Source organism: Snodgrassella gandavensis, from assembly GCF_914768025.1.
GTDB classification, from domain to species: domain Bacteria; phylum Pseudomonadota; class Gammaproteobacteria; order Burkholderiales; family Neisseriaceae; genus Snodgrassella; species Snodgrassella gandavensis.
This window is the reverse complement of sequence record NZ_CAJZCE010000009.1, coordinates 78,481-101,224: the sequence shown is the minus strand read 5'-3', so window position 1 is coordinate 101,224 and position 22,744 is coordinate 78,481. Positions and strand designations below refer to the sequence as shown.

At 45.3% G+C, this 22,744-nt stretch carries 13 protein-coding genes; 4 read left to right on the top strand and 9 right to left on the bottom strand.

What is annotated here, in order from left to right:
* Window positions 1-3 precede the first annotated feature (3 nt).
* The 5 genes from MJ764_RS07850 to MJ764_RS07830 all read right to left on the bottom strand — a co-directional run bounded on the left by MJ764_RS07850 (window position 4) and on the right by MJ764_RS07830 (window position 9,196).
* Entirely contained in the window at window positions 4-3,699 is a 3,696-nt protein-coding gene (locus tag MJ764_RS07850; protein ID WP_239326029.1) for a nitrate reductase subunit alpha, read from the bottom strand.
* Between the two features lie 98 nt (window positions 3,700-3,797).
* On the bottom strand, window positions 3,798-5,168 hold the full coding sequence (locus tag MJ764_RS07845; protein ID WP_239326028.1) for an MFS transporter: 1,371 nt from the start codon (window positions 5,166-5,168) through the stop codon (window positions 3,798-3,800).
* 12 nt (window positions 5,169-5,180) lie between these two features.
* On the bottom strand, window positions 5,181-6,404 hold the full coding sequence (locus tag MJ764_RS07840) for an MFS transporter (protein ID WP_239326027.1): 1,224 nt from the start codon (window positions 6,402-6,404) through the stop codon (window positions 5,181-5,183).
* A gap of 188 nt (window positions 6,405-6,592) precedes the next feature.
* A complete protein-coding gene (locus MJ764_RS07835) occupies window positions 6,593-7,246 on the bottom strand; it encodes a response regulator (RefSeq protein WP_239326026.1) in 654 nt (217 codons plus the stop codon).
* Between the two features lie 18 nt (window positions 7,247-7,264).
* Complete coding sequence (locus MJ764_RS07830; protein ID WP_239326025.1) at window positions 7,265-9,196, bottom strand: histidine kinase; 1,932 nt, start codon at window positions 9,194-9,196, stop codon at window positions 7,265-7,267.
* A 598-nt stretch (window positions 9,197-9,794) separates the two neighbouring features.
* Here MJ764_RS07830 and MJ764_RS07825 point away from each other — a divergent pair.
* On the top strand, window positions 9,795-10,136 hold the full coding sequence (locus MJ764_RS07825; protein ID WP_239326024.1) for a hypothetical protein: 342 nt from the start codon (window positions 9,795-9,797) through the stop codon (window positions 10,134-10,136).
* 751 nt (window positions 10,137-10,887) lie between these two features.
* Here the strand turns inward: MJ764_RS07825 and MJ764_RS07820 are convergent.
* From MJ764_RS07820 to panC, 3 genes are all read right to left on the bottom strand, one after another.
* Window positions 10,888-11,160 carry a DUF805 domain-containing protein gene (locus MJ764_RS07820; protein WP_239326023.1) on the bottom strand — a complete coding sequence of 91 codons (273 nt, stop codon included), beginning with the start codon at window positions 11,158-11,160 and terminating at the stop codon, window positions 10,888-10,890.
* Between the two features lie 610 nt (window positions 11,161-11,770).
* A complete protein-coding gene (locus MJ764_RS07815) occupies window positions 11,771-15,469 on the bottom strand; it encodes a DNA translocase FtsK (protein WP_239326022.1) in 3,699 nt (1,232 codons plus the stop codon).
* A gap of 54 nt (window positions 15,470-15,523) precedes the next feature.
* A complete protein-coding gene (panC, locus tag MJ764_RS07810) occupies window positions 15,524-16,363 on the bottom strand; it encodes a pantoate--beta-alanine ligase (RefSeq protein WP_239326021.1) in 840 nt (279 codons plus the stop codon).
* Between the two features lie 209 nt (window positions 16,364-16,572).
* Between panC and MJ764_RS07805 the strand changes: the two genes are divergently transcribed.
* The 3 genes from MJ764_RS07805 (at window position 16,573) to MJ764_RS07795 (ending at window position 20,137) form a co-directional block, all read left to right on the top strand.
* Window positions 16,573-17,364, top strand: a complete 792-nt coding sequence (locus MJ764_RS07805; RefSeq protein WP_239326020.1) for a basic amino acid ABC transporter substrate-binding protein — start codon at window positions 16,573-16,575, stop codon at window positions 17,362-17,364.
* A gap of 180 nt (window positions 17,365-17,544) precedes the next feature.
* Window positions 17,545-18,546, top strand: coding sequence for a 2Fe-2S iron-sulfur cluster-binding protein (locus MJ764_RS07800; RefSeq protein WP_239326019.1), 1,002 nt, complete (start codon window positions 17,545-17,547; stop codon window positions 18,544-18,546).
* Between the two features lie 7 nt (window positions 18,547-18,553).
* Window positions 18,554-20,137 (top strand): phosphoethanolamine transferase, encoded by a 1,584-nt coding sequence (locus MJ764_RS07795; protein ID WP_239326018.1) that lies wholly within the window; start codon window positions 18,554-18,556, stop codon window positions 20,135-20,137.
* A gap of 245 nt (window positions 20,138-20,382) precedes the next feature.
* On the opposite strand, the gene clpA is transcribed toward MJ764_RS07795, so the two are convergent.
* Window positions 20,383-22,677, bottom strand: a complete 2,295-nt coding sequence (clpA, locus tag MJ764_RS07790) for an ATP-dependent Clp protease ATP-binding subunit ClpA (protein ID WP_239326017.1) — start codon at window positions 22,675-22,677, stop codon at window positions 20,383-20,385.
* Window positions 22,678-22,744 lie beyond the last annotated feature (67 nt).

The window sequence follows — 22,744 nt, the reverse complement described above, 5'->3', positions numbered from 1 at the left end:
TACTTATTCTGCTACCGGTGTTTTGGCCGGTTGATCGAGCCAGTCCACCTTGTTCATTTTGCGTACCACTACTAATTCGTCACGATTAGTGCCTACCGTGCCATAGTAGTTAAAGCCCCATGAAAGTTGCGCATAGCCGCCAATCATATGGGTTGGCTTCATTACCACTTTAGTGACGGAATTATGAATACCGCCACGTTTGCCAGACAGCTCCGAACCAGGCACATTAACGATTTTTTCCTGCGCGTGATACATCAAAATCATAGTTTCCGGTACGCGCTGGCTCACTACCACACGAGCGGTTAAAGTACCGTTTACATTGAATACTTCTACCCAGTCGTTATCCTGTAAACCTGCACGTTTGGCATCAATTTCAGATACCCAGACATGCGGCCCACCGCGAGACAAAGTCAGCATACGCAGATTGTCAGAATAAGTACTGTGAATACCCCATTTCTGGTGTGGAGTAATGAAATTGAGCACAATTTCCGGATTGCCATTGCTGTGATGGCCTTGCACATTCAGCGTGGTTTTCAGATCAACCGCCGGACGATAGGAAACCAATCCCTCACCAAACAGCCGCATCCATTTATGATCCTGATAGAACTGCTGGCGGCCGGTAAGCGTGCGCCACGGTATCAATTCGTGCACGTTGGTATAACCGGCGTTGTAGCTGACTTTTTCACTTTCCAGACCAGACCATGTAGGCGAAGAAATAATCTTGCGTGGCTGTGCCTGCACATCGCGGAAGCGAATGGCATCATCTTCACGCGCAATTGCCAGATGAGTATGATCGATACCGGTATTTTTGGATAAAGCCTCCCATGCTTTAACCGCCACATGGCCATTAGTTTCCGGTGCCAGCGTCAAAATCATTTCTGCGGCATCAATAGCACTGTGCAGTTTCGGCTGCCCTTTGGCCACACCCTCAAGCTGGGTGTGGTTTAGCTTGCGCAACAAATCAACTTCCGCAGCAGTCTGCCAGCTAATGCCTTTACCGCCATTACCGATTTTTTCCAGTAATGGGCCAACAGAAGTAAACTTGTCGTAAATCGCACCATAATCGCGTTCCACTACCGTCATTTTCGGCATGGTTTTACCCGGCACCGGTTCACACTCACCCAATTTCCAGTCTTTCGGATCAAACGGTTGTGCCAGTTCTTCCGGGCTATCGTGCATCAATGGTGTTAATACCAAATCCTTACGTACGCCCAGATAATCTTTGGCGGTTTCCGAAAAAGCCTTGGCCAGACCACGGTAAATATCCCAATCAGTCCTGCTTTCCCATAATGGCTTCACCGCCTCGCTCAAAGGATGAATAAACGGATGCATATCCGAAGTATTCAAATCATCCTTTTCATACCAAGTAGCTGTTGGCAGCACAATATCGGCATACAAACAGGTTGTAGACATACGGAAATCCAGCACGGTAAGCAAATCCAGCTTGCCTTCAGCAGCCGGGCGTACCTTCACATCAATTGGCTTGATAGCAGTGCTTTCATCACTCATCAGCGCATTTTGAGTACCAAGCAGATATTTAAGGAAATATTCATGTCCCTTACCGGATGAACCAAGAATATTCGAGCGCCATACAAACAGATTGCGCGGGAAATTCTGCGGATTATCCGGATCGTTACACGCCATATCCAGCGTGCCAGCTTTCATCTGCTCAACAGCAAAAGCGATCGGGTCTTTACCTTGCGCTTCCGCATCACGGGTCACATCCAGCGGATTGCGTGCCAGCTGTGGAGCCGAGGGCAGCCAGCCCATACGTTCAGCTTTTACGTTAAAATCCAACTGACTCATATTCGCCATCTGGCCGGCATGAGTGGGCGCAATCACTTCCGCCATACTCAGCTTTTCATGTCGCCACTGACTGGTGTGCGCGTAAAAGAATGACGTACCATTCATCTGCCGTGATGGCCGGTTCCAGTCGGCTGCAAAAGCCAGTGGTGCCCAGCCGGTTTGCGGACGCAGTTTTTCCTGACCTACATAGTGACACCAGCCACCACCACTCTGACCGATACAGCCACACATCATCAGCATATTGATAATGCCGCGGTAAGCCATATCCATGTGATACCAGTGATTTAGACCGGCACCCACAATCACCATACTGCGACCGTGAGTTTCATGCGCATTCTGTGCAAACTCGCGTGCAACCTGAATCACCAGCTCAGGCTTCACGCCCGTGTGTTTCTGCTGCCACAACGGGGTATACGGCACATCGGCCATATAATCATCAGTAACACCATCACCACCAAAACCACGGTCAATACCATAATTGGCGCACATCAGATCAAATACCGTTGTCACCAGCATTTGTTCGCCATTGGCATTAATAATCCGTTTAACCGGAATATTTTTTACAAGCACTTCTGCCGCATCTTCACCACCAAAGTAGTCAAAAGACACGCCCATAATCTCATCATGATTCTTTTCAAGTGAAATCAGTGCTTTAATTTCCGCATTATCGGATTTTTCCGCGCGCAGATTCCATTTACCCTGTTCACCCCAGCGGAAACCAATCGAACCTTTCGGTGCCACGATATCACCAGTGTTTTCATCAATGACCAGTGTTTTCCATTCCGGATGATTGTCCTCATCCAGACCGCCGGCAATCTGGCTAGCTCGCAGGAAATAACCGGGCAACAAACGACCCTTATCCTGATTCAGTACCACCAGATTGGGCATATCAGTCAAACGGCGGCAGTAATCGATAAAATAAGCCGATGGATTTTGCAGATGGAATTCTTTCAAAATCACATGCCCCATTGCCATCGCCAGTGCTGCATCCGTACCCTGCTTCGGTGCCATCCAGATATCACTGAATTTCACCATTTCACCATAATCGGAAGACACCGCTACTGTTTTTGTCCCCTTATAGCGTACTTCAGTATAAAAGTGCGCATCGGGTGTACGCGTCATCGGTACATTCGAACCCCAGACCATCAGATAATTAGCGTTATACCAGTCGGCTGATTCTGCTACGTCAGTCTGCTCACCCCATGTTTGCGGACTAGATGGCGGCAAATCACAATACCAGTCATAAAACGACAGCGGTACACCACCAATCAAACTCAGATAGCGCGAACCAGCAGCATAACTCACCATCGACATTGCCGGAATCGGTGAGAAGCCCATCACTCGGTCAGGGCCAAATTCCTTAATCGTAAATGCATTGGCGGCAGCAATAATTTCATAAGCCTCACGCCAGTCCAGACGGACAAAACCACCCAGACCACGTTGAGATTTATATTTCTTCGCTGACTCCGGATTCTGAGTAATGCTTTGCCATGCCTCAATTGCCCCCATACTCTGGCGCTTTTCGCGCCACATACGCAGCAAAGATGCACGAATCATCGGATATTTCACCCGCTGTGCTGAATACACATACCAGCTATAAGATGCCCCGCGCGGACAACCGCGTGGTTCATGATTAGGCAAATCAGCACGAGTACGCGGATAATCCGTCTGCTGCATTTCCCATGTAATCAGCCCGTTTTTCACAAAAACGCGCCAGCTACATGAACCAGTACAGTTCACCCCATGAGTAGAACGTACTATCTTGTCATGCTGCCAACGCTGGCGGTAAGCATCTTCCCATTCACGCCCTTCTGCCACCACTGCACCATGTCCGGCAGAAAAAGTCTCTTTGGTTTTACGTAAAAAATTCAGTCTGTCTAAAAAATGGCTCATGAATTTGTGCTCCATAGAGGCCGCAGCCTCAAACAGTTTCTTATTGATTTATATTTTTTCAGCGCCATCATCAGCGATAATGGCGTAACTACAGCAAACTAGCAGCGTGTCACCGATTGTTTACGTACATAAAACCAGTAATTAATCAGCAGACAGCTCACATAGAAAATGATAAAGCCCCACAACGCCATGGATACACTACCCGTAGCCTCAATCGAAGAGCCAAAACTTTTCGGAATCAGAAAACCGCCATAAGCACCGATTGCTCCCATAAAGCCCAGCACCGTGGCCGACTCCTTGGTTGCATGCATTTCAGCCGCTTTGACATCATCCTGATGCAGCTCACGGTGAAATAGCGAAAAAATCCGTGGCGCCTGCGCATAAGTCGAACCATTACCAATACCACTGAACGCAAACAACAGCATAAAGCTACAGAAGAAGCCAACAAAATTGCCTGCATTACCGCCCATTGGCTGAAACACCAGCACACCAATCACCCCGACAATCATCATTGCATAGCTGATTTCCGTTAACTTCGCAGCCGACATACGGTCAGACAGCCAGCCACCCACCACACGCAGCACCGCGCCCACAAACGGCCCCAAAAAAGCCAGCTTGATTGCATCAATATGCGGGAAAGATCGAGTAATCAGCAAAGGAAAAGCAGCAGAAAAACCAATAAATGAGCCAAACGTACCCACATACAGCCAGCACAGAATCCAGTTGTGCAAACGTTTAAAAATAACTGACTGCTCTTTCAGCGAAGAATGCAGGCTGCCAATGTCATCCATACCAAACCACGCAGCCAGCGTGCTCAGCACAATAAACGGCACCCAGATAAAGCCAGCATTTTGCAGCCACACCTGCGTACTGCCCTGTGGCGTAGTAATCGTCTGCGCCTCACCGCCCAGCGCACCAAATAAACAGGTAGTAATTGCCAGCGGCACCGCAATCTGCACCGCAGAAACACCCAAATTACCCAAACCAGCATTAACACCCATCGCCTGTCCTTTTTCTGCTCTCGGGAAAAACAGACTGATATTCGACATAGACGAACTAAAATTCGCGCCACCAAAACCGCACAACAGTGCCAGCACAAACATCGTGCTATAAGAAGTATTTGGATTCTGTACCGCAAAACCCAATCCCAGCGCCGGAATCAGCAAACTGGCCGTAGAAATTGTCGTCCACTTACGTCCGCCAAAAATTGGTATCACAAACGAATAGAAAATCCGCAAAGTTGCTCCAGATAATGCCGGTAACGCTGCCAGCCAGAACAGCTCATTACTGCTGTATTTAAAGCCTACCAACGGCAGCTTCACCACCGTCACACTCCACACCTGCCAGATAGCAAATGCCAGCAACAGTGCAGGAACCGAAATCCACAAATTCCTGCGAGCCACCGCATGACCGCCGGCCTGCCAGAACTGCTTGTCTTCCGGCCGCCAGTCTTTCAAAACCTTACCCATACTAACCTCACATTATTGATGCTTCTGTTTTTTTAATGAAAAATGCATCCAGATTAAACTGATACATACCGTACCAAACATCAGCATAAACGAACTGGAACGTATCCCTGTCCAGTCAACCAATACCCCGAACATAATCGGCAGCAGAAAACCGCCCAGACCACCGGCCAGACCCACTACACCAGATACTGTGCCCATATCCTCTGGAAACTCATCGGAAATAAACTTGAATACCGAAGCCTTACCAATCGCCAGCGCCACCCCTACTACAAACAGCAACACCGTAAATACTGTCGCACTTAAACCAATATGCATATTCAGATGGCCATTTACCGTGCGAATAGTCATCTGCGTCTGCGGATAGGACAGCAGAAAAAATGCCACCCAACATACCCACATCACCGCCCAAGTCACCTTATAGGCTCCATACTTATCCGACAGCCAGCCACCAAAGGCGCGCAGCACACCACCGGGCAACGAAAAACACGCGGCCAGCAACGCCGCCTGTGTCATACCAAACTGATATTCATTAACGTAATAGCTCACCATCCACAGCGAAATACCCACATAGCCGCCAAACACCACCGAATATAGCTGGCTATATTTCAACACCTGCGGATTTTTCATCAGCAACAACTGTGCTTTCAGACTTGGCTGTTTAACATTAGCTGCCTTAGGCTCCGGATAGCTGAAAAACCAGAACATCACCGCAATCACCAGCAGAATCACCGCATACACCCGCGGTACAGCCTGCCAGCCATAAGCTGCCATCAGCGCCGGTGCCAGAAACTTGTTCAGTGCCGCACCTGCATTACCGGCACCAAAAATCCCCATTGCCATCCCCTGCCGCTCCTTGCGAAACCATTTGGCCACATACGGCGTACCCACTGAAAACGAACCGCCTACCAAGCCCAGCCACAATGCAATCCACAAAAACTGACTATAAGTATGCGCATATTCCAGTAACCATACCGCAGGCACACACACCAGCATCAATAGGAAAAACACAATACGGCTACCAAAGCGGTCAGCCCAAATACCTAGTGGCACCCGAATCAGCGAACCCGACAGCACCGGCATTGCCGTCAGCAAACCAAACTCCGTTTCATTCAGATGCAGTTGCTGCTTGATAGGTAAACCCAGTACCGCAAACACCATCCAGATCATGAAACAAGTCACAAACGCAATCGTGCTGGATGTAAGCACAGTTACAGACTTCCTGACTCCAGAATCCATCCCGCCACTCCCAAAAATAACTTTGCCTAGTGTACGGAATCATCCCTGCATATCCCATTAGTCATCAGATGCAGAAGCAGTAACCCAAAAGAACAAGCTAACATAAGCAAAATGGCCTATTGACAAAATCAACAGGCCATATACAAACTCAAAAATACTACAACTACCACACAGCAACTACCCCATAGCTACTTATCCATACCGTGCTCAACCGCATACACCGCAGCCTGCACCCTGCTTACCACATTCAGCTTGCGCAGAATATTCTGCACATGCACCTTCACCGTACTTTCCGTAACCTCTAGATTACGGGCAATCAGCTTATTACTGCTGCCGCGCGCCAGCCAGCGCAGAATCTCTCGCTCCCGCGGCGTTAACGGTTCTTTCACCTCATCAGCTACTTGCTCCTGCTGGCGCAACTGCGTAACCAGTTTACTGGTCATCTCCGGCGACAACACACTGTCCCCATTAATCGCTTTCTCAATACTGTCCAGCAGAAATTCAGTATCAATATTTTTCAGCAGATAGCCCCGCGCGCCTAGTCGCATGCATTCCACTAAATCACTACCATCCTCCGATACCGTCAGCATCAGTACTACCTGCTGCGGATTGTGATTTATCATCTGCGGTAGTGCTTCCAGCCCGCGCATCACCGGCATATCCAAATCCAGCAGCACCGCGTCTGGCTGCAACTGCTGCTGCATCTTCACACCCTCCAGCCCGTCTGTAGCCTCACCCACCACCTCAAACCGCGCACAACTGTTAATCAGCGCACGCAAACCACGCCGAAACAACGTATGGTCATCCACAATCAGAATCCGGTACTTTTTCCCGTCAAGCATCAACATCCCCCAAAAAAATTACTCCTGCGTATGAATATACTGACGTGGCACCATCAGCTCCACACACGCCCCATTGCCTGCCCGTGCAAAAATCCTTAATTGCCCGTTAATCTTGCCGGCACGCTCTTTCATAATATGAATACCCACATGCCCCTGCTGCTCCTTCTGCACCAGCGTATCCTCAGCAAAGCCCACACCATTATCCTCAATCCACAGATTCAAACGATCAGCCATATACGCCAGCCGCACCCGTACAGCATTGGCATGCGCATGTTTACGCACATTCGACAAAGCCTCCTGCACAATAAACACCACCTGCAACTGCACATCCGATTCCACCTCATACACATCCCCCTCTACCGACCAATCCACCGCAATATCGGTTTGCCGCTCAAAGCGCTTCATCACCCCCTGCAATGAACTGATCAGCCCCTCCGACACCAGTCGCACCCGAAAATTCGACAACAACTCACGCACATCATCATAACACTGCTGAATGCCCTCATGGATAAAATCCAGCGTCTGTGCCGCCTGCTGCTCCTTCTGCTCCGAAAGTGCCTTTTCCAGCACCTGCACCTGCATATTCAAAAACGACAACGACTGCGCAATACTGTCATGCAAACCCTGCGCCATCAGATTGCGCTCCTCCAGAATCGCCATCTGCTTGTCCAGCTCATTCAAGCGCATACTCTCAATCGCAATCCCAAACTGGCTGCACACCGTTGAAATCAAACGCTGATTTTCCTCACTCAGCGTAAACGGCATCTGCGCAAACAAATGTAACATACCGATTTCATCTTCCACCGATTTCACCGCAAACGTCAAACAAAAAGGCAAAGTCTGCCTCATCTGGCAGCAACCATCATTTGCAGCATGAATCCGTAGCTGCTCATTCGTAATCATCTGCCCCGATTGCAGCAACTGCGTGCAGTGCCCGCCATCACAGCGATAATCGCGAAACCTGTCCACCTGCTCTTCCGTCAGCCCGTCCGAACCGGCTACCTCCAGCATCTGCGAATGACGATTTTTCAACTGCACCACACACGCATCCGCACCACTAAAGGCTTTCATCTTGTGCATAAACACCTGCACCAGCACAGCCAGATCATGCTGCTCCTGAAACAGCGACGTCATCGCATACAGCACGGCCAGCTCACGATTGCGTTTCACCACTGCCTGAGTCTGCTCTGCCACCCGGTTTTCCAGCGTGTCATATACCTCATACAACTTTGCTGCCATCAGATTAAAACCATCAGCAACCTGCCCGAACTCATTAGCCGTGCCAAGCTGCAAACGCGTATCAAAATAGCCTTTCCCAATCTGACTAATCCCCTGATTCAGACGCAGCAACGGCACAATCACCAAATGATGTAGCAGCACCAGCGACACAATCGCCGAAACCACCGCCATCACAAGCAACAGCGCCTGCAACCAGCGCAGCAGCTGAATATTATGCGTATTATCCTGCTCAATCAGCAGCACCAGCTGATCAATTACCGCTGTAAACTTCTGCGCCTGCGCCAGAAATGCCGCATCGCCCAACCTGCCCTGCAAATATGCCTCACGGTCGCTGAAAAAAACCTGCAACTGAGCCTCAACCTTAACCACCTGTGCCCGTAACTGCCGATGACGCCAGCCATTAACAAATCCGGCCTCATGCAACTGACGCAAATGACCAAGAATCGCCTCAAACTGGCGCTGCTCATGTACAAACTGCTGTTCTGCACCCGGCGTTTTCGTCACCAGCACCATATAAAACACCCGTTTGCGCAGACTACCGGCTTCATTAATCGCCATCCCCAGCTCCTCCAGCCGCCACGATGTATTCAACGACAGCCCTACCAGACTGGTAGCCAGAAACAGCCAAATCGTAATCATGACCACCAATACTTTTGAAAGCTTTTGCCCACGTAAAAATGACCGGTCAAATTTTTGCCACAAATTTTTCATAACACCTAATCTCATTTATTAACGGCAATATAACTGAAAAGTTAGAATGCAGTATTGATAATTATTTAAATTATTCGCTAATTTTTGTTGTAAACGCATTAAGAAAACTGATATATTTATATTAGGTCTTAAGTAACAAAAATATATTTAATTCAGTATCAATAATCATTAAGTAGTCCAGCTTTAAAAGCTCAAAAGTAAGATTTCAAACCTTAAGTAAGGTAGTAATATTATGATTTAGACATACAATAAAAAAACAGGTATATTGAAACATAATGTGCAATTCGTAGCAAAAGAATATGTAAGTAGAGGTATTGGTTTAAACAACTTCAAAATGGAAAATGTACCAAGCATTTAGACCAACTCCTAAAGGCAAATATAAAATGCCAGAATTAACTCGGCATCATCCTCATACAGGGTTACATTCAATTAGATTACTACCTACGCCTAATAATAAAATGTATGGTAGAGCTGTTTTTTTAATTTAGGATAATAGTAGAAAAATCCCGGTACAGCTTCTTAATGGATGCATTATTCTAAAATTTGTATATAGAAAACAGATATGGGAAAGTAATGATAGACAACTAGAGGTGATAAAATGAAAAAAAACTTATTAGCAATATTATTAGGCATTTTTCCTGTAGTATGTTTAGCAAAAGCGCCTGATTGTCATAATTGGCCCATGAATATGACTAAAGGTTGGTTAAAAAATGCTAATATTACTGATATCTATAATTTAGATGAATCTAAAACAAAAATAACTTTATTGGCCTCTGAAAAAAAGAAAAAAGATTTATATATACAGATTTACCATTTTGTCTTTTTTGATAAACAAGGAAACACTTACGAGGTAATTACTCAAAATGAAGCTTCACACGAAGAATGTTCAATGAGTAGTGTTAATAGCTATTTAATATCCAATAGACGTATTCTGTACTAAAAATATAAATACCGATATTGATAGAGTTGAATAAGTTTTTAAAAATTATTTTAGGAAGCTTCATAGCAAGAATGTTCCAATAAGTAATCTTGATAACTATTTAATATCTAAAAGCTATATTCATAAATAAATTCGATATTGATCTTTCCAACTGAAAAATTTAAACTGTTATATATTTTATGGATAAGACAAAGTTGAATTTTAGTTTCTGGATAAACGACAGTATTCTGGCATAAGTCTACCCCAACTATGATGAAATAAAAAATTTTGGCCGTGAACCCACCATCTGCAATGATTAGCTAATAAATATATTTTTCAACTAGAAACGCCATAAGCAAAAATAATTTATTATAAATTTGACTCAATTCAATGGCGATTCTGGAAACCCTATCCGCTTACACACTCATCCCATTAGGTTGAATTAGCTAAAATATTCAAACTATTATATTTTCACTATCAATATGCAATTGGTAAATAAACATTATTCTGGAAAAACACACAAGCGTTTTCTATCAGTTTCTGACAAGCTATTTTAACCAGTCAATTAGTTATGTTAGTTTGGTATTATAGCTGAAACAATGTTCTAATGCTCAGACTACACACAATTTTTTTACGCTTCTCTGCCCAGCAGAACCTTTTCACTAAGTGAAATATGGCTGCTGAAGCAAGACTGGTTATAAACAGATAATGCAACACAGCAATTGGAGGCTTAGCTATTCTTTGCTATCTGTGAACCAGTCACAAATACAGATTAGAAAAATCCTTGCTGAAAGCGATTCGGTCTGCTTGGTAGCAGCGTCAGGATAATAAGCCATATTTGCCCGATTAACGGTATTAGAAAAATCAGAATCCACCATGCGGAGCGATTTGTGTCATGCAGGCGTCTGAACAGCAATGACAAGGTAGCAATCAAAACCAAACCAAGAATATTATTTATTACAATAGGCCACCAGCAATCGGCCCGATTGGATGTGCCAGAAAAATTCAGAATGTTACGCCAGAACCGTCTGTAAGATTCAATCATAAATTCGTCTCCAGAAAATTAATATATTGATATTTACTGAGTTAAAGATTCAAATTTACATTTCAAATATAGCCAATTCATCTTAAGACCAATTTAGAATCAAAACAAACTATTTAATATTCAAAACAATTACTTACAAAGTTTATTTTTCTTATAAAACTTAATGGAAATTTTATTTTTCTTTATCTATGGTATAAAAATTTATACACGTATTAATAAATTATCAGCAATATTTTGCATATATTTTTATACAGGTTTTTAATTTCTAGCCTGGGCTGATACTAAATCAAGCTAAACAGCACTAATTTATTTAGTAAAATCTGACCAAATGTTGATATTTTTCAAAAAAACATGCTATTAAAGCAACAAAATCACCACAGATTTATTTTATCTATACAAATAAATACATTGTTTTAACTATAATCACTACTTGTGATATCAGCGGTTATAATATTTCAGCATTGCTAATAACTGCAATAATAACCATCTATTAGGGTCACTACTCCGCAACATGGTATTAGGAATAAAACAAAAACGCATACAATGTGTATGCGTTTTAAAAGATTCTGATAAATGAACAGATACAGGCACAAGCTTCTGTTATGCGCAGCTAATTATCCAGATGGCTATTTTGTGGTGCCAGTACAGTACGATTACCGTTACCTTCAGCTGCTGAAACAATGCCTTCTGTTTCCATCTGTTCTACCAGACGAGCTGCACGGTTATAGCCTATGCGCAACTGACGCTGCACAGAAGAAATACTTGCTTTACGGGTTTTTACTACCAGCGCAACCGCTTCATCGTACAAAGGATCCAGTTCATTCTCATTGCTGCGTGTGGATGCATTACTGAACATATCATCGTCACTAACACCAGCAGTTAAAATATCATCAATATACTTTGGTTCGCCAAACTGTTTGAGATAATGTACCACACGATGTACTTCCTCATCGGCCACAAATGCACCATGTACGCGCTCAGGATAAGCTATGCCCGGCGGTAAAAACAACATATCCCCTTGCCCAAGCAGATTTTCAGCACCCATTTGGTCAAGGATGGTACGGCTGTCAACTTTGCTGGATACTTGAAAGGCAATGCGTGTCGGGATATTGGCTTTAATCAGGCCGGTAATAACATCCACACTGGGGCGCTGGGTTGCTAATATCAGATGGATACCGGCAGCACGGGCTTTTTGCGCCAGCCGTGCAATCAATTCTTCTATTTTCTTGCCAGCCGTCATCATCAGGTCAGCAAATTCATCTACAACCACTACTATATAAGGCAGTTTTTCCAAAGGTTCTGGATCGCTTGGATTGAGGGAGAATGGATTAAACAGTTTTTTGTTATGCGCAGCCAGTTCGGCAATTTTCTGGTTGAAGCCGGCAAGATTACGCACGCCAGCATGGCTCATCAGTCTGTAGCGTTTTTCCATTTCGTTTACGCACCAAGTTAGTGCATTGGCTGCCAATTTCATATCGGTTACCACCGGCGCGAGCAAATGCGGGATGCCCTCATAAATGCTTAATTCAAGCATTTTCGGGTCAATCATAATCAGGCGCACATCTTCAGGTGTGGCTTTAAACAGCATCGACAGTATCATGGCATTGACGCCCACTGATTTACCTGAACCAGTTGTACCGGCAACCAGTAAATGTGGCGCTTTAGCCAGATCGGTGACAACGGGCTGGCCGGTAATCCCCTGACCAAGAGCCAATGTCAGTTTGGAGCGGGACTGCTGAAATACCGGTGCTGAGAAAATTTCACTCAAACGGATAATCTGCCGTTTAGGGTTGGGTAATTCCAGACCCATACAGGTTTTGCCCGGAATGGTTTCCACCACGCGAATAGATGCAAAGCCCAGACTGCGCGCCAAATCTTTTTCCAGATTAACTACCTGATTACCACGCACTCCTTGTGCTGGTTCAATTTCATAACGAGTGATAACTGGTCCGGCAAAAGCATCGATTACCCGAACTTTAACTTTGAATTCTGCCAGTTTTTCTTCGATGGTGATGCCATTTTCAAGTAAGGTTTCTTCACTTTGCTGTGCTGCCGGATCGTAATGTGGTGGCAATAATAAGTCCATGCCCGGTAATAATAGTTTTAACTGCGGCTTGGGCGCAGGTTTCGCCACCCCAGTCTGATGCAATGCTTTTTGTAATGCCATACCGATGGCTGTTTGCTGTGACTGTGTATCAGAATTTTTTTTCTGCTCAGTAGGTAACTGTGGTTGGTTTAAACGGTTAACCGCACTCACGCTTTTAACCGTTGGTACCGAGTCAATCTGGCTAACAGAGAGTTTTTCAGCCACCAATTCATCAGCTTCGATTTCAGTGCTGTTAGCGAGCGGCTTTTCCACTTGTGGCCAGTATTTGGATATATCTATATCTGTTTCGTCTCCCTCGGACGCCTCTTGCGCTGGAAAATAAGCGGGCGTGCCGGCCTCTTCATCACTATCGGCAAAATAAGGGTCTTCAGTTGCTAATACTGGTGCTTCTACTATGGCAACATCGCCATCGCTTTCATCCGGCATATACGAAGCTATGCCATCATTTCCAGGTACAGAATGAACAGCAGCATGATAATAAGGACTAGAACTTACTGTGCTGGTATCTGCTGATATAGCCTGTGGTACTACTGACTGTATGTCTGGCTTGTAATGAAACTGGTGCCTTCTCGAACGCACATTATCGGTCATGGCGTTATCCACCTCTATTGCTTCGAGACTGGCTGGTGTACCATAGGTTGTATCTTCACTGGTGTCGTCATCTGCTGGTGACACTGCCACATCTGATGCCGCAGTAATACCCGCTGGTATCGACTGAAATGGAGTAAAGCGTGTTGACAGTGGTGCGCGTTCACTAGCAGCAATACCTGTGTAACCCGTTTCTACGGACATATCTGCCACTGGTGCCGTCATTTTAACAGCATGGCGTTTACTGATGCGCGCTGCTGCCGGAATAACACTTTCGCGTACTACTGGCCGTTGGAATTTCTGTTTATTAACCGGCGAATCGGTTTTAGCCAGATTAGCATAGATTTCATCCTCTGCTATTACCGGTACGCTATAGCCTGAATTAATGTGATGAGCAGTCTGCTGATGACGCTGGCGAGCCAGTCGCTGGCGCAGCAGGTTTAAACGGATATCTTCTTCATCAATAACTTGCACGCTATTATGTTCATGTCTGAGGCTATACTCAAGGGAGGGATGGCTTGGGCTTGACAATGGTAACACTGGATGAGCCAGATGTGATGGTGCACCTACTGAACTGCCCAGTGTGCGCTGTGTCGCCTGCTGCAAATCATCCAGATCAAAATTTTTCAATGCTCGTGCTTTTAATAAGGCAGCCTGTTCGGCTTTGGTGCGTGAACGAATCTTATTTAATATCGGATCATCTGCTGTTATTTCTTTTGCGTTACGGTGACGCTGCTGATTCTGGCTACTCACTGGTTTGTGCTGCCAGTTGAGCTGGATAACTTCAAGTACAGGAGCTGATTCGGTTACTGCATCAGCCAGCGGGTGCGTAGCCACTTTGCGGGTAGCTTCAGCCAGAGTAATTACTTCCAGATTTTTATCCGGAGTAAATACCACTGCTGACTCAACAGCTTCTTCACTGGTAAGCAGTATTTTTTCCTCTGTCAAAGCTTCGTCTTCATCATCAGCTACATTATCTGGATTTGGGTAGTCTTCTGCTTCCGGTTCAATCTTGATATGGACATCACTGCTGGCCACAGTAGTTTGTGTTTTCATCAGCGTCAATAATTCTGCCTGAGGCTGCTGGCTGCTTTCCAGTACCTGCAATTGATAGTCGGTATCTGCTTTATACCCAGAAACTTCTGGCGCTGTACTGGTAGCACTGGCTTTTACGGGTTTGGGGCTGGATTCAGTAACGGTAATCTGCTTCGGAACCGGCGGTTCTGCCGGTGTCAGTGACTGGCTGATTTCTATTGGTTGTGAATCCTGCTCTGACCGCTCACAAACATGTGTGGGTACTACTGGTGCATGGATGGGTTCAGGTATAAGCTCAGGTTCAGTCGGTACCGGTTCTGTAGCAGATAGCTGCTGTTCTGGTGATGATGATTGTGCTGCCTGATTATGCTGCGCACGCTGTGGCATTACATTGGACATAATGTAATCTAACAGTGACGCTTTAACCGCCTTTGGTGCGGTAATCTGGCCAGGCTGTAACCGATCTTCATATCGAGATAAGTAGGTCATCTCAAGCTGCCATTTGCGTTCCTGAATATTACGCCACCAGAGTAATGCGCCTATAGCAATAATTAACAGTATTAATACAATCCACCACATACGTATTCACGCTGCCTTTTGGTTAATATCTAGTTAACAAACCATGTTTAATTATTAATTTGATAAATGCACTTCTATATTATCAATCAAACGGGTGGTTCCCAGTATTGCGGCTGCTACAATCACCAGATTAGTATCAGAATTCTGTGCTTTTGTCAGCATTTGAGCTTGCCGAACCTCGATATAATCCACCTGCCAGCCATGCTGTTGTAAATATGTTGCTGCACTGTTTTCCAGAACTGCAAAATCTCTGTTTCCCTGTGCAATTGCCTTGGCCATGACTTGCAACTGCTCAGATAACTGCGCTGCCTGTGCACGCTCAGTGTCCGTAAGATAACTATTGCGGCTGGACAAAGCCAAACCAGTTTTTGCACGCTCAATTCCTACGGGAATGATTTCTACATTCATGTTCAAATCCTGTACCATGCCTTTTATTACGACAAGCTGCTGGTAATCTTTTTTGCCGAAGCAGGCCACATCAGGTTGCACGATATTGAACAATTTGGTTACCACTGTAGCCACACCGCGAAAATGGCCGGGACGGCTACGGCCACACAGTTCATTCTGGATAACTGGCGGTTCTACAAAATAATTCTGTATACCATTAGGATACAACTCACTTTCAACTGGCGCAAACACCACATCGACACCTGCGGCAGCCAGCTTTTTCACGTCCTGCTCCAGAGTACGCGGGTACTGATCAAAATCTTCACCGGCACCAAACTGAATCCGATTTACAAATATGCTCACCACTACTGCATCGGCATGGGCTCTGGCCGTACGCACCAATGATAAATGGCCTTCATGCAGATTACCCATTGTGGGCACTAAAGCCACACGTTTGGCCTGCTGCCGCCACGAACGCAGTTCTGTAATGGTATGTATTATATGCATTGTCTATCCTGTAAAGCTGAATCATACATGACCTGTTTACTGTTAAATACTGTCATGTATTGGTGAAAACAGGATTATAACATTGCTAACCAGTTAAATATGTTACTATCAAGTCAGACATGGCAGTAAGGATGCATATTTTGCGGTACAAACTATTGTATAGTTTACAACCTTCAGCCAATTAATCTATCGGAATTCAAGGAGTCATCATGAAAATCAAACACTGGCTGGCCGCCGCGGCCATGGGCTCTACCCTGATTTTAACTGCCTGTGGTGGCAGCAATAACGATTCAGCTTCGGCGCCTGCCCAATCTGCCGCTGAAAAAACTTATATTGTCGGCACAAATGCCGAATTTGCACCATTTGAATCACGTACTGCGGACGGTTCATTAACAGGTTTTGATGTTGACCTGATGAATGCAATGGCTAAAGCCGGAAATTTCAAGGTGCAGTTTAAAGATCAACCATGGGACGGCTTGTTTGCCAGTTTGAATAATGGCGATCTGGATATCGTGGCCTCAGGTGTGACCATCACTGATGAGCGTAAACAGAGTATGACTTTCACTGATCCGTACTTTGATATTTCCATGATGGTATTGACACCGAAAGCAAAGACTTTCCATTCGCTTGCTGAATTAAACAACATGCACCGCGTAGCTGTGGCAACAGGTCAGACTGGTGATCTGGCTGTTCAGAAAGTACTCGGCGCACAAAGCACCAAAATTGCCCGGTTTGATAGCGTGCCTTTAGCCATCAAGGAACTGGAAAACGGCGGGGTTGAAGCGATGGTATCAGATGGCGCGGTAATCAGCAATTATATTAAGGCCAATGGTGCCGATAAATTTACTATTAATAAAGTACCTGAATTCGGAGTAGACCAATATGGCTTTGTTGTACGCAAGGGCGATACAGCCACGGCGGAAAAGCTGAACGAAGCCTTGAAAAAAATTCGTGCCAGTGGCGAATATGACAAAATTCACGCCAAGTATTTCTCGGATTAAGCTATTTAGTTAGTGTCAATTCAAGCCCGTTATCCTGCATAACGGGCTTTTGTGTTGCGATACAGTTTTCAATATCCTTTTTCTTACTCACTCTGGCCTACAAGGCAGTTAGCGCCCGATTTGGCTTTTGTTTTACTGCGCTCTAAAATAGCCACTTTGTTCAAATAATCTAAAACAGAGATGAGTTATCAGATAACTGTTTTACCAGCTGGTGAAACCTATTGTGCAGAAAAGGGAGAATCGCTGCTTAATGCGGCAATTGAAAACGGCATCATGCTACCGCATGCTTGTAAAAGCGGCTGCTGCGGAGCCTGTAAGGCACGCTTAGTCAACGGCCAAACTACCGAGGTTAATGCTCAGGCTGCCCTGAATAGTAAAGATAATAATCAGCAGGATATTTTATTATGCTGTCAGAGTGCAGAAAGTGATATTACTTTTTATCTGCCGGGCTATCAGGGTAAGAATAACCAGCCGGCGCAAACTCTGGCAGCACGAATAGATGATATCCGCTATTGTGCTAATGTTGCCATTGTCAGCCTGAAACTGGCACCCAAAAAGCATTTCAATTTTACTGCCGGACAATATATTGACATTGTGCTGCCTAATAATCTTCGCCGCAGTTACTCCATTGCCCGTTTTAATGCTGATACCCGGCAACTGGTTATTCATGTTCGCCGTCATTCGGGGGGTGTATTTTCGGAACAGTTGTTTGATGGCCGTCTCCAGCCAAAAGATATCATTCACATTCATGGCCCGCTGGGCTGCTTCCAGTTAAACTGGCGGCATCAACCACTAATTATGCTCGCTTCCGGCACTGGTATTGCTCCGATTGAAGCGATGCTGACTGCACTGACGCAGCAGCAATACCAGCAGGCTGTATATGTTTACTGGGGCGTGGCCGCTGAAGAAAATTTATATGATAGTGCTTTACTAGATGAACTCTGTGGCAGCCTAGCACAGGCGCAGTGGACGGCGGTATTATCGCGGGCATCAACAACATGGCAAGGTGCTCAGGGATATATACAGGATATCGCCTTAGCCAAACATCCTGACATGAGCAACTATGCAGTCTATGCATGCGGAAATCCACAGATGATAGCCCACGCACAAAATTTATTTACCAGCCAAGCCAGCCTGGCAGAAGATGCATTCTTTGCCGATAATTTTACTCCTGCTGCCTGAGTTATTTATGAAACTGACACCCCGTAAACATTACCAGCTAACTGTAGTGCTCTTACTCATTTACAGCATTGTAATGATTTATGCGCTAGCCTATCCACCTAATCCAAACCGGATTATTGAAACATGGCTGCTTAATCTGCTGTTACAGCGTTTCTGCCCGCGACTATGGCACGGCCTCATGTGGTTAAGTGCCATTATTATTCTGCTATATCACCCCACCGCTGCTTTATATGGACGGCCAAGTTTTGGTATTGTTGCCTCACTATTAAGTACCACCGCCAGTGAAGCAAGTGAATATATCAGTGCTATTTCATGGCAGACTTATCTTGCTACCTTTCTGCTGGCATCCATACCATTATTTGTTGTACGCTTAAGTCGCAGTCTAGTTGTCCCACGCTGGCGCGGCTACTGGGGCTTTTTGCTTGTCCTTATCCTTGTGCTGATGACAGCCCAGACAGCCCGCAAAGGCTATACTACCGGCGGTTTTGCCTTGCGCGCGCAGCCAATAGAATTTCTGGCCGATGCCTATCTGCAACCACGTGCCTACTTCGCCGAGCTGGCCAAAATGAAAGCAGACCTAGCCAAACCGGACAACTGGCAAATCAGCAGCAGCCAGCAGATTTACCGTAACTATGTATTGATTATTGGCGAGAGTGCACGTGCAGACTATATGCACCTGTACGGATTTAAATACACAAACACACCATTTCTGGATAAACATGCCAATATTGTTATGGATAATATGCTGTCTGCCGGGCCTAATACCCCTATCTCTTTGTTACATGGCCTGACACTGAGCCACGGTAAACCATTCAGTATTCAGAATAATGTGATTACGCTGGCCAAAAAGGCTGGCATGGATACTGTCTGGCTATCGAATCAGGGTGCACTGGGGCAATATGATACTTCAATTTCTACCATTGCCCATCAGGCAAATCAAGTTACCTTTCTGAAAACCACCGGCTACGATTTTGGTGAGCGCAGCTTCGACTATCAGCTTGTTGCGCCCTTACAAAAAATCCTTGCCCAGCCACTGGCTGTCTCGCAATCGCGCCTGATTGTGCTACACATTATGGGTTCACATCCCAATCCTTGTGATCGTCTACCCCAACCGCCACATCTTTATGTGGAAAATAACAACAGTAACTGTTATATCGACAGTATCCGGCAAACAGATAGTCTGTTAGGCCAGATCTATGCAACATTACAATCCAGTGGCCAGCCGTTCAGTATGCTGTACTTCAGCGACCACGGCTTAAGTCATGATAAAAATAGTTATGAGAAAAATAGTATTGTGCGCTCTGCCAGCATTCTGCGCCACAACGACCATTTCTATCAAAACTATCATGTGCCGTTAGTGGTCATAAATAGCGACCAGTCTGGACAATTACGCAATAAAGCACAACGCAGTGGTCTTGAACTTTTGGATGGAATCGCGCAGTGGCTGGGTATCCGTTCACCGCAATTACCTTATGGCGAGCAGTTTTTTAGTACGGTTGACAGCACACAGCTTCAGGTTCTGGATTTCAATCAGCGCTTACAGTCTGTAAACCAGCTGCAAAGCGATCCATTACCCGCTAACTTGCGTTAAATTATTTTATTATCCTGTCCATTTTCATTAATAAGGCAAATGCCATTATTACATTTATAAACAGGAATATTTGCTTTTCGCCGGGTAATATCTGATTAAACATTCTCATTTGATTTGTATCAAAACATTTATAATCAAAAGCATTATAATGAATTTACTTTGATTGGTTTCCTCTTGATGTGTGTGTTTAAGTGTGGCATTCAGCCACACTTTTTTTTATCTGTAATTTAGGTTTTTTAACATAATTATTCAATAGTTACCGATTCAAGATTTTTCCAGTCGGATAACTGCGAAGTTGAAAAATCTAATATCACTTCATCTGACTGTGGCAGATAATCAATAATCACATCACCACCTTCACTTAAGCGTCCGAACAGTAATTCATCCGCCAGCAATTTACGAATCCGCTCCTGAATCAAACGATGCATCGGGCGTGCGCCCAGCGCAGCATCAAAACCATATTTGGCCAGATAAATACGTAGAGCCGGCGTAAATTCGGCCACCACCTGTTTTGCCAGTAATTGCTGTTCCAACGCCAACAGAAATTTATCCACTACTTTGGCAATTATCTCTTTATTCAGTGCTTTAAACGGTACAATGGCATCAAGCCGATTACGAAATTCCGGAGTAAAGGTTTTTTCTATTGCGACCAGACTATCCGTCTGCTCGCGTATCCCGGTAAAGCCTAGATTGGGTTTGGCCAATTCGGCGGCGCCTGCATTGGTAGTCATAATTACAATTACATTGCGAAAATCTGCACTACGCCCATTATTATCGGTTAGCTTGGCATAATCCATCACTTGCAATAACACATTGAACACATCTGGATGTGCTTTTTCAATTTCATCCAGCAACAGCACACAATAAGGCTGTTTATTGACCGCATCTGTCAAAAGGCCACCCTGCTCATAACCAACATAGCCCGGTGGCGAACCTATCAGGCGCGAAACAGCATGTCGCTCCATATATTCCGACATATCAAAACGCAGTAATGGCAAATCCAGCAACTGAGCCAACTGCGTGGCTACCTCGGTTTTACCTACACCGGTCGGACCTGCAAACAGAAAACTACCAATTGGTTTATCTGCCTGTTTCAGGCCGGAACGTGCCATTTTTATCGAAGCAGCCAGCGCCTCAATAGCCTGATCTTGCCCGAATACCTTGGCTTTCAGATTATCAGCCAGAAAACGCAATACCTGTTTATCGTCATGTGAAACTGTGGTTTCCGGAATACGTGCCACTTTAGCAACAATTGCCTCAATCTCTGCCCGCCCGATAACCTTGCGCTGTCTAGATTTAGGCTGAATTTTCTGTGCCGCTGCTGCTTCATCAATAATATCGATGGCCTTGTCAGGCAAAAACCGCTCATTAATATAACGTGCAGACAATTCAGCTGCAGCCTGCAACGCAGCACGGGTATATCGCACCTGATGAAAATGCTCAAACGCCGGCCGTAATCCCTGCAATATTTTTACAGTTTCCGATACAGAAGGTTCCACTACATCTATTTTCTGAAAACGTCGGCTCAAAGCATGATCTTTATCAAAAATGGTACGATATTCCTGATAGGTCGTTGCGCCAATGCAACGCATACTTCCCTTGGCCAGCGCTGGTTTGAGCAGATTAGAGGCATCCATCGTACCGCCAGACACACTACCGGCACCAATAATGGTATGAATCTCGTCAATGAATAAGACAGCCTTGTCCAGTTCACTTAATTCCTTGATAACTGACTTTAGTCGAGCCTCAAAATCCCCGCGGTATTTGGTGCCAGCCAGTAAAGCCCCCATATCCAGCGAAAAAACCACCGAACCCTTGATGGATTCAGGCACCTTTTCATGTACCAGCAAATAAGCCAGTCCTTCCGCCAAAGCTGTTTTACCTACACCAGCTTCCCCCACCAGCAAAGGATTATTCTTGCGTCGCCGGCATAAAGTCTGAATCAGGCGTTGCATTTCCTCATTGCGGCCAATCAGTGGATCAATCCGGCCAGCCAGCACCTCCATATTCAGATTTACCGTATAGTGCTCTAAAGCTTTTATTTCCGGCTTGGCTGCTTCATTTTCACTGCTCTGTTCAGTATCTTGATCCTGAGTAACATTAGGATTGCCCAGAGTCAGATAGCGCAATACATCCAAACGGTTTACCGACTGCGATTCAAGAAAATACACCGCATTACTATCCTTTTCCGACATAATGGCCACCAGAACATCTATCGGCGTCACTTCCCCTTTAGTCTGAGCTGCACGAACATGCACAATAGCCTGTTGCAAAACACGCTGAAAACCAAGTGTTGGTTGCAATTCTGACTTTTCCAACTCACTTTGCGACAACACTGGTGTATTTTCATGAATGCTTTGCTGTAACTGTTTGACCAGCAGGTTGTTGTCCACGCCAACAGCCTGCAATACTTCACTTACGTCTTTACTTTGCTGTAACAGGCCGAGCAGTAATTGTTCAATACCAATAAATTCAAAAGCATGGCCACGAGCCTCGGCATAAACATACTGCAGAATTTTTTCAAGCTGTGCCGAAATCATACTCGACCTCCTGACAAAGTAACGTTATCAATTACGACTGTGATCAAATTTATTTATTTGCTTAAAC

Bases quoted from the DNA above. Each gene is read 5' to 3' on its own strand.
- MJ764_RS07850 (WP_239326029.1), bottom strand. From the start codon at position 3,699: ATGAGCCATTTTTTAGACAGACTGAATTTTTTACGTAAAACCAAAGAG.
- MJ764_RS07845 (WP_239326028.1), bottom strand. From the start codon at position 5,168: ATGGGTAAGGTTTTGAAAGACTGGCGGCCGGAAGACAAGCAGTTCTGG.
- MJ764_RS07840 (WP_239326027.1), bottom strand. From the start codon at position 6,404: ATGGATTCTGGAGTCAGGAAGTCTGTAACTGTGCTTACATCCAGCACG.
- MJ764_RS07835 (WP_239326026.1), bottom strand. From the start codon at position 7,246: ATGCTTGACGGGAAAAAGTACCGGATTCTGATTGTGGATGACCATACG.
- MJ764_RS07830 (WP_239326025.1), bottom strand. From the start codon at position 9,196: ATGAAAAATTTGTGGCAAAAATTTGACCGGTCATTTTTACGTGGGCAA.
- MJ764_RS07825 (WP_239326024.1), top strand. From the start codon at position 9,795: ATGAAAAAAAACTTATTAGCAATATTATTAGGCATTTTTCCTGTAGTA.
- MJ764_RS07820 (WP_239326023.1), bottom strand. From the start codon at position 11,160: ATGATTGAATCTTACAGACGGTTCTGGCGTAACATTCTGAATTTTTCT.
- MJ764_RS07815 (WP_239326022.1), bottom strand. From the start codon at position 15,469: ATGTGGTGGATTGTATTAATACTGTTAATTATTGCTATAGGCGCATTA.
- panC (WP_239326021.1), bottom strand. From the start codon at position 16,363: ATGCATATAATACATACCATTACAGAACTGCGTTCGTGGCGGCAGCAG.
- MJ764_RS07805 (WP_239326020.1), top strand. From the start codon at position 16,573: ATGAAAATCAAACACTGGCTGGCCGCCGCGGCCATGGGCTCTACCCTG.
- MJ764_RS07800 (WP_239326019.1), top strand. From the start codon at position 17,545: ATGAGTTATCAGATAACTGTTTTACCAGCTGGTGAAACCTATTGTGCA.
- MJ764_RS07795 (WP_239326018.1), top strand. From the start codon at position 18,554: ATGAAACTGACACCCCGTAAACATTACCAGCTAACTGTAGTGCTCTTA.
- clpA (WP_239326017.1), bottom strand. From the start codon at position 22,677: ATGATTTCGGCACAGCTTGAAAAAATTCTGCAGTATGTTTATGCCGAG.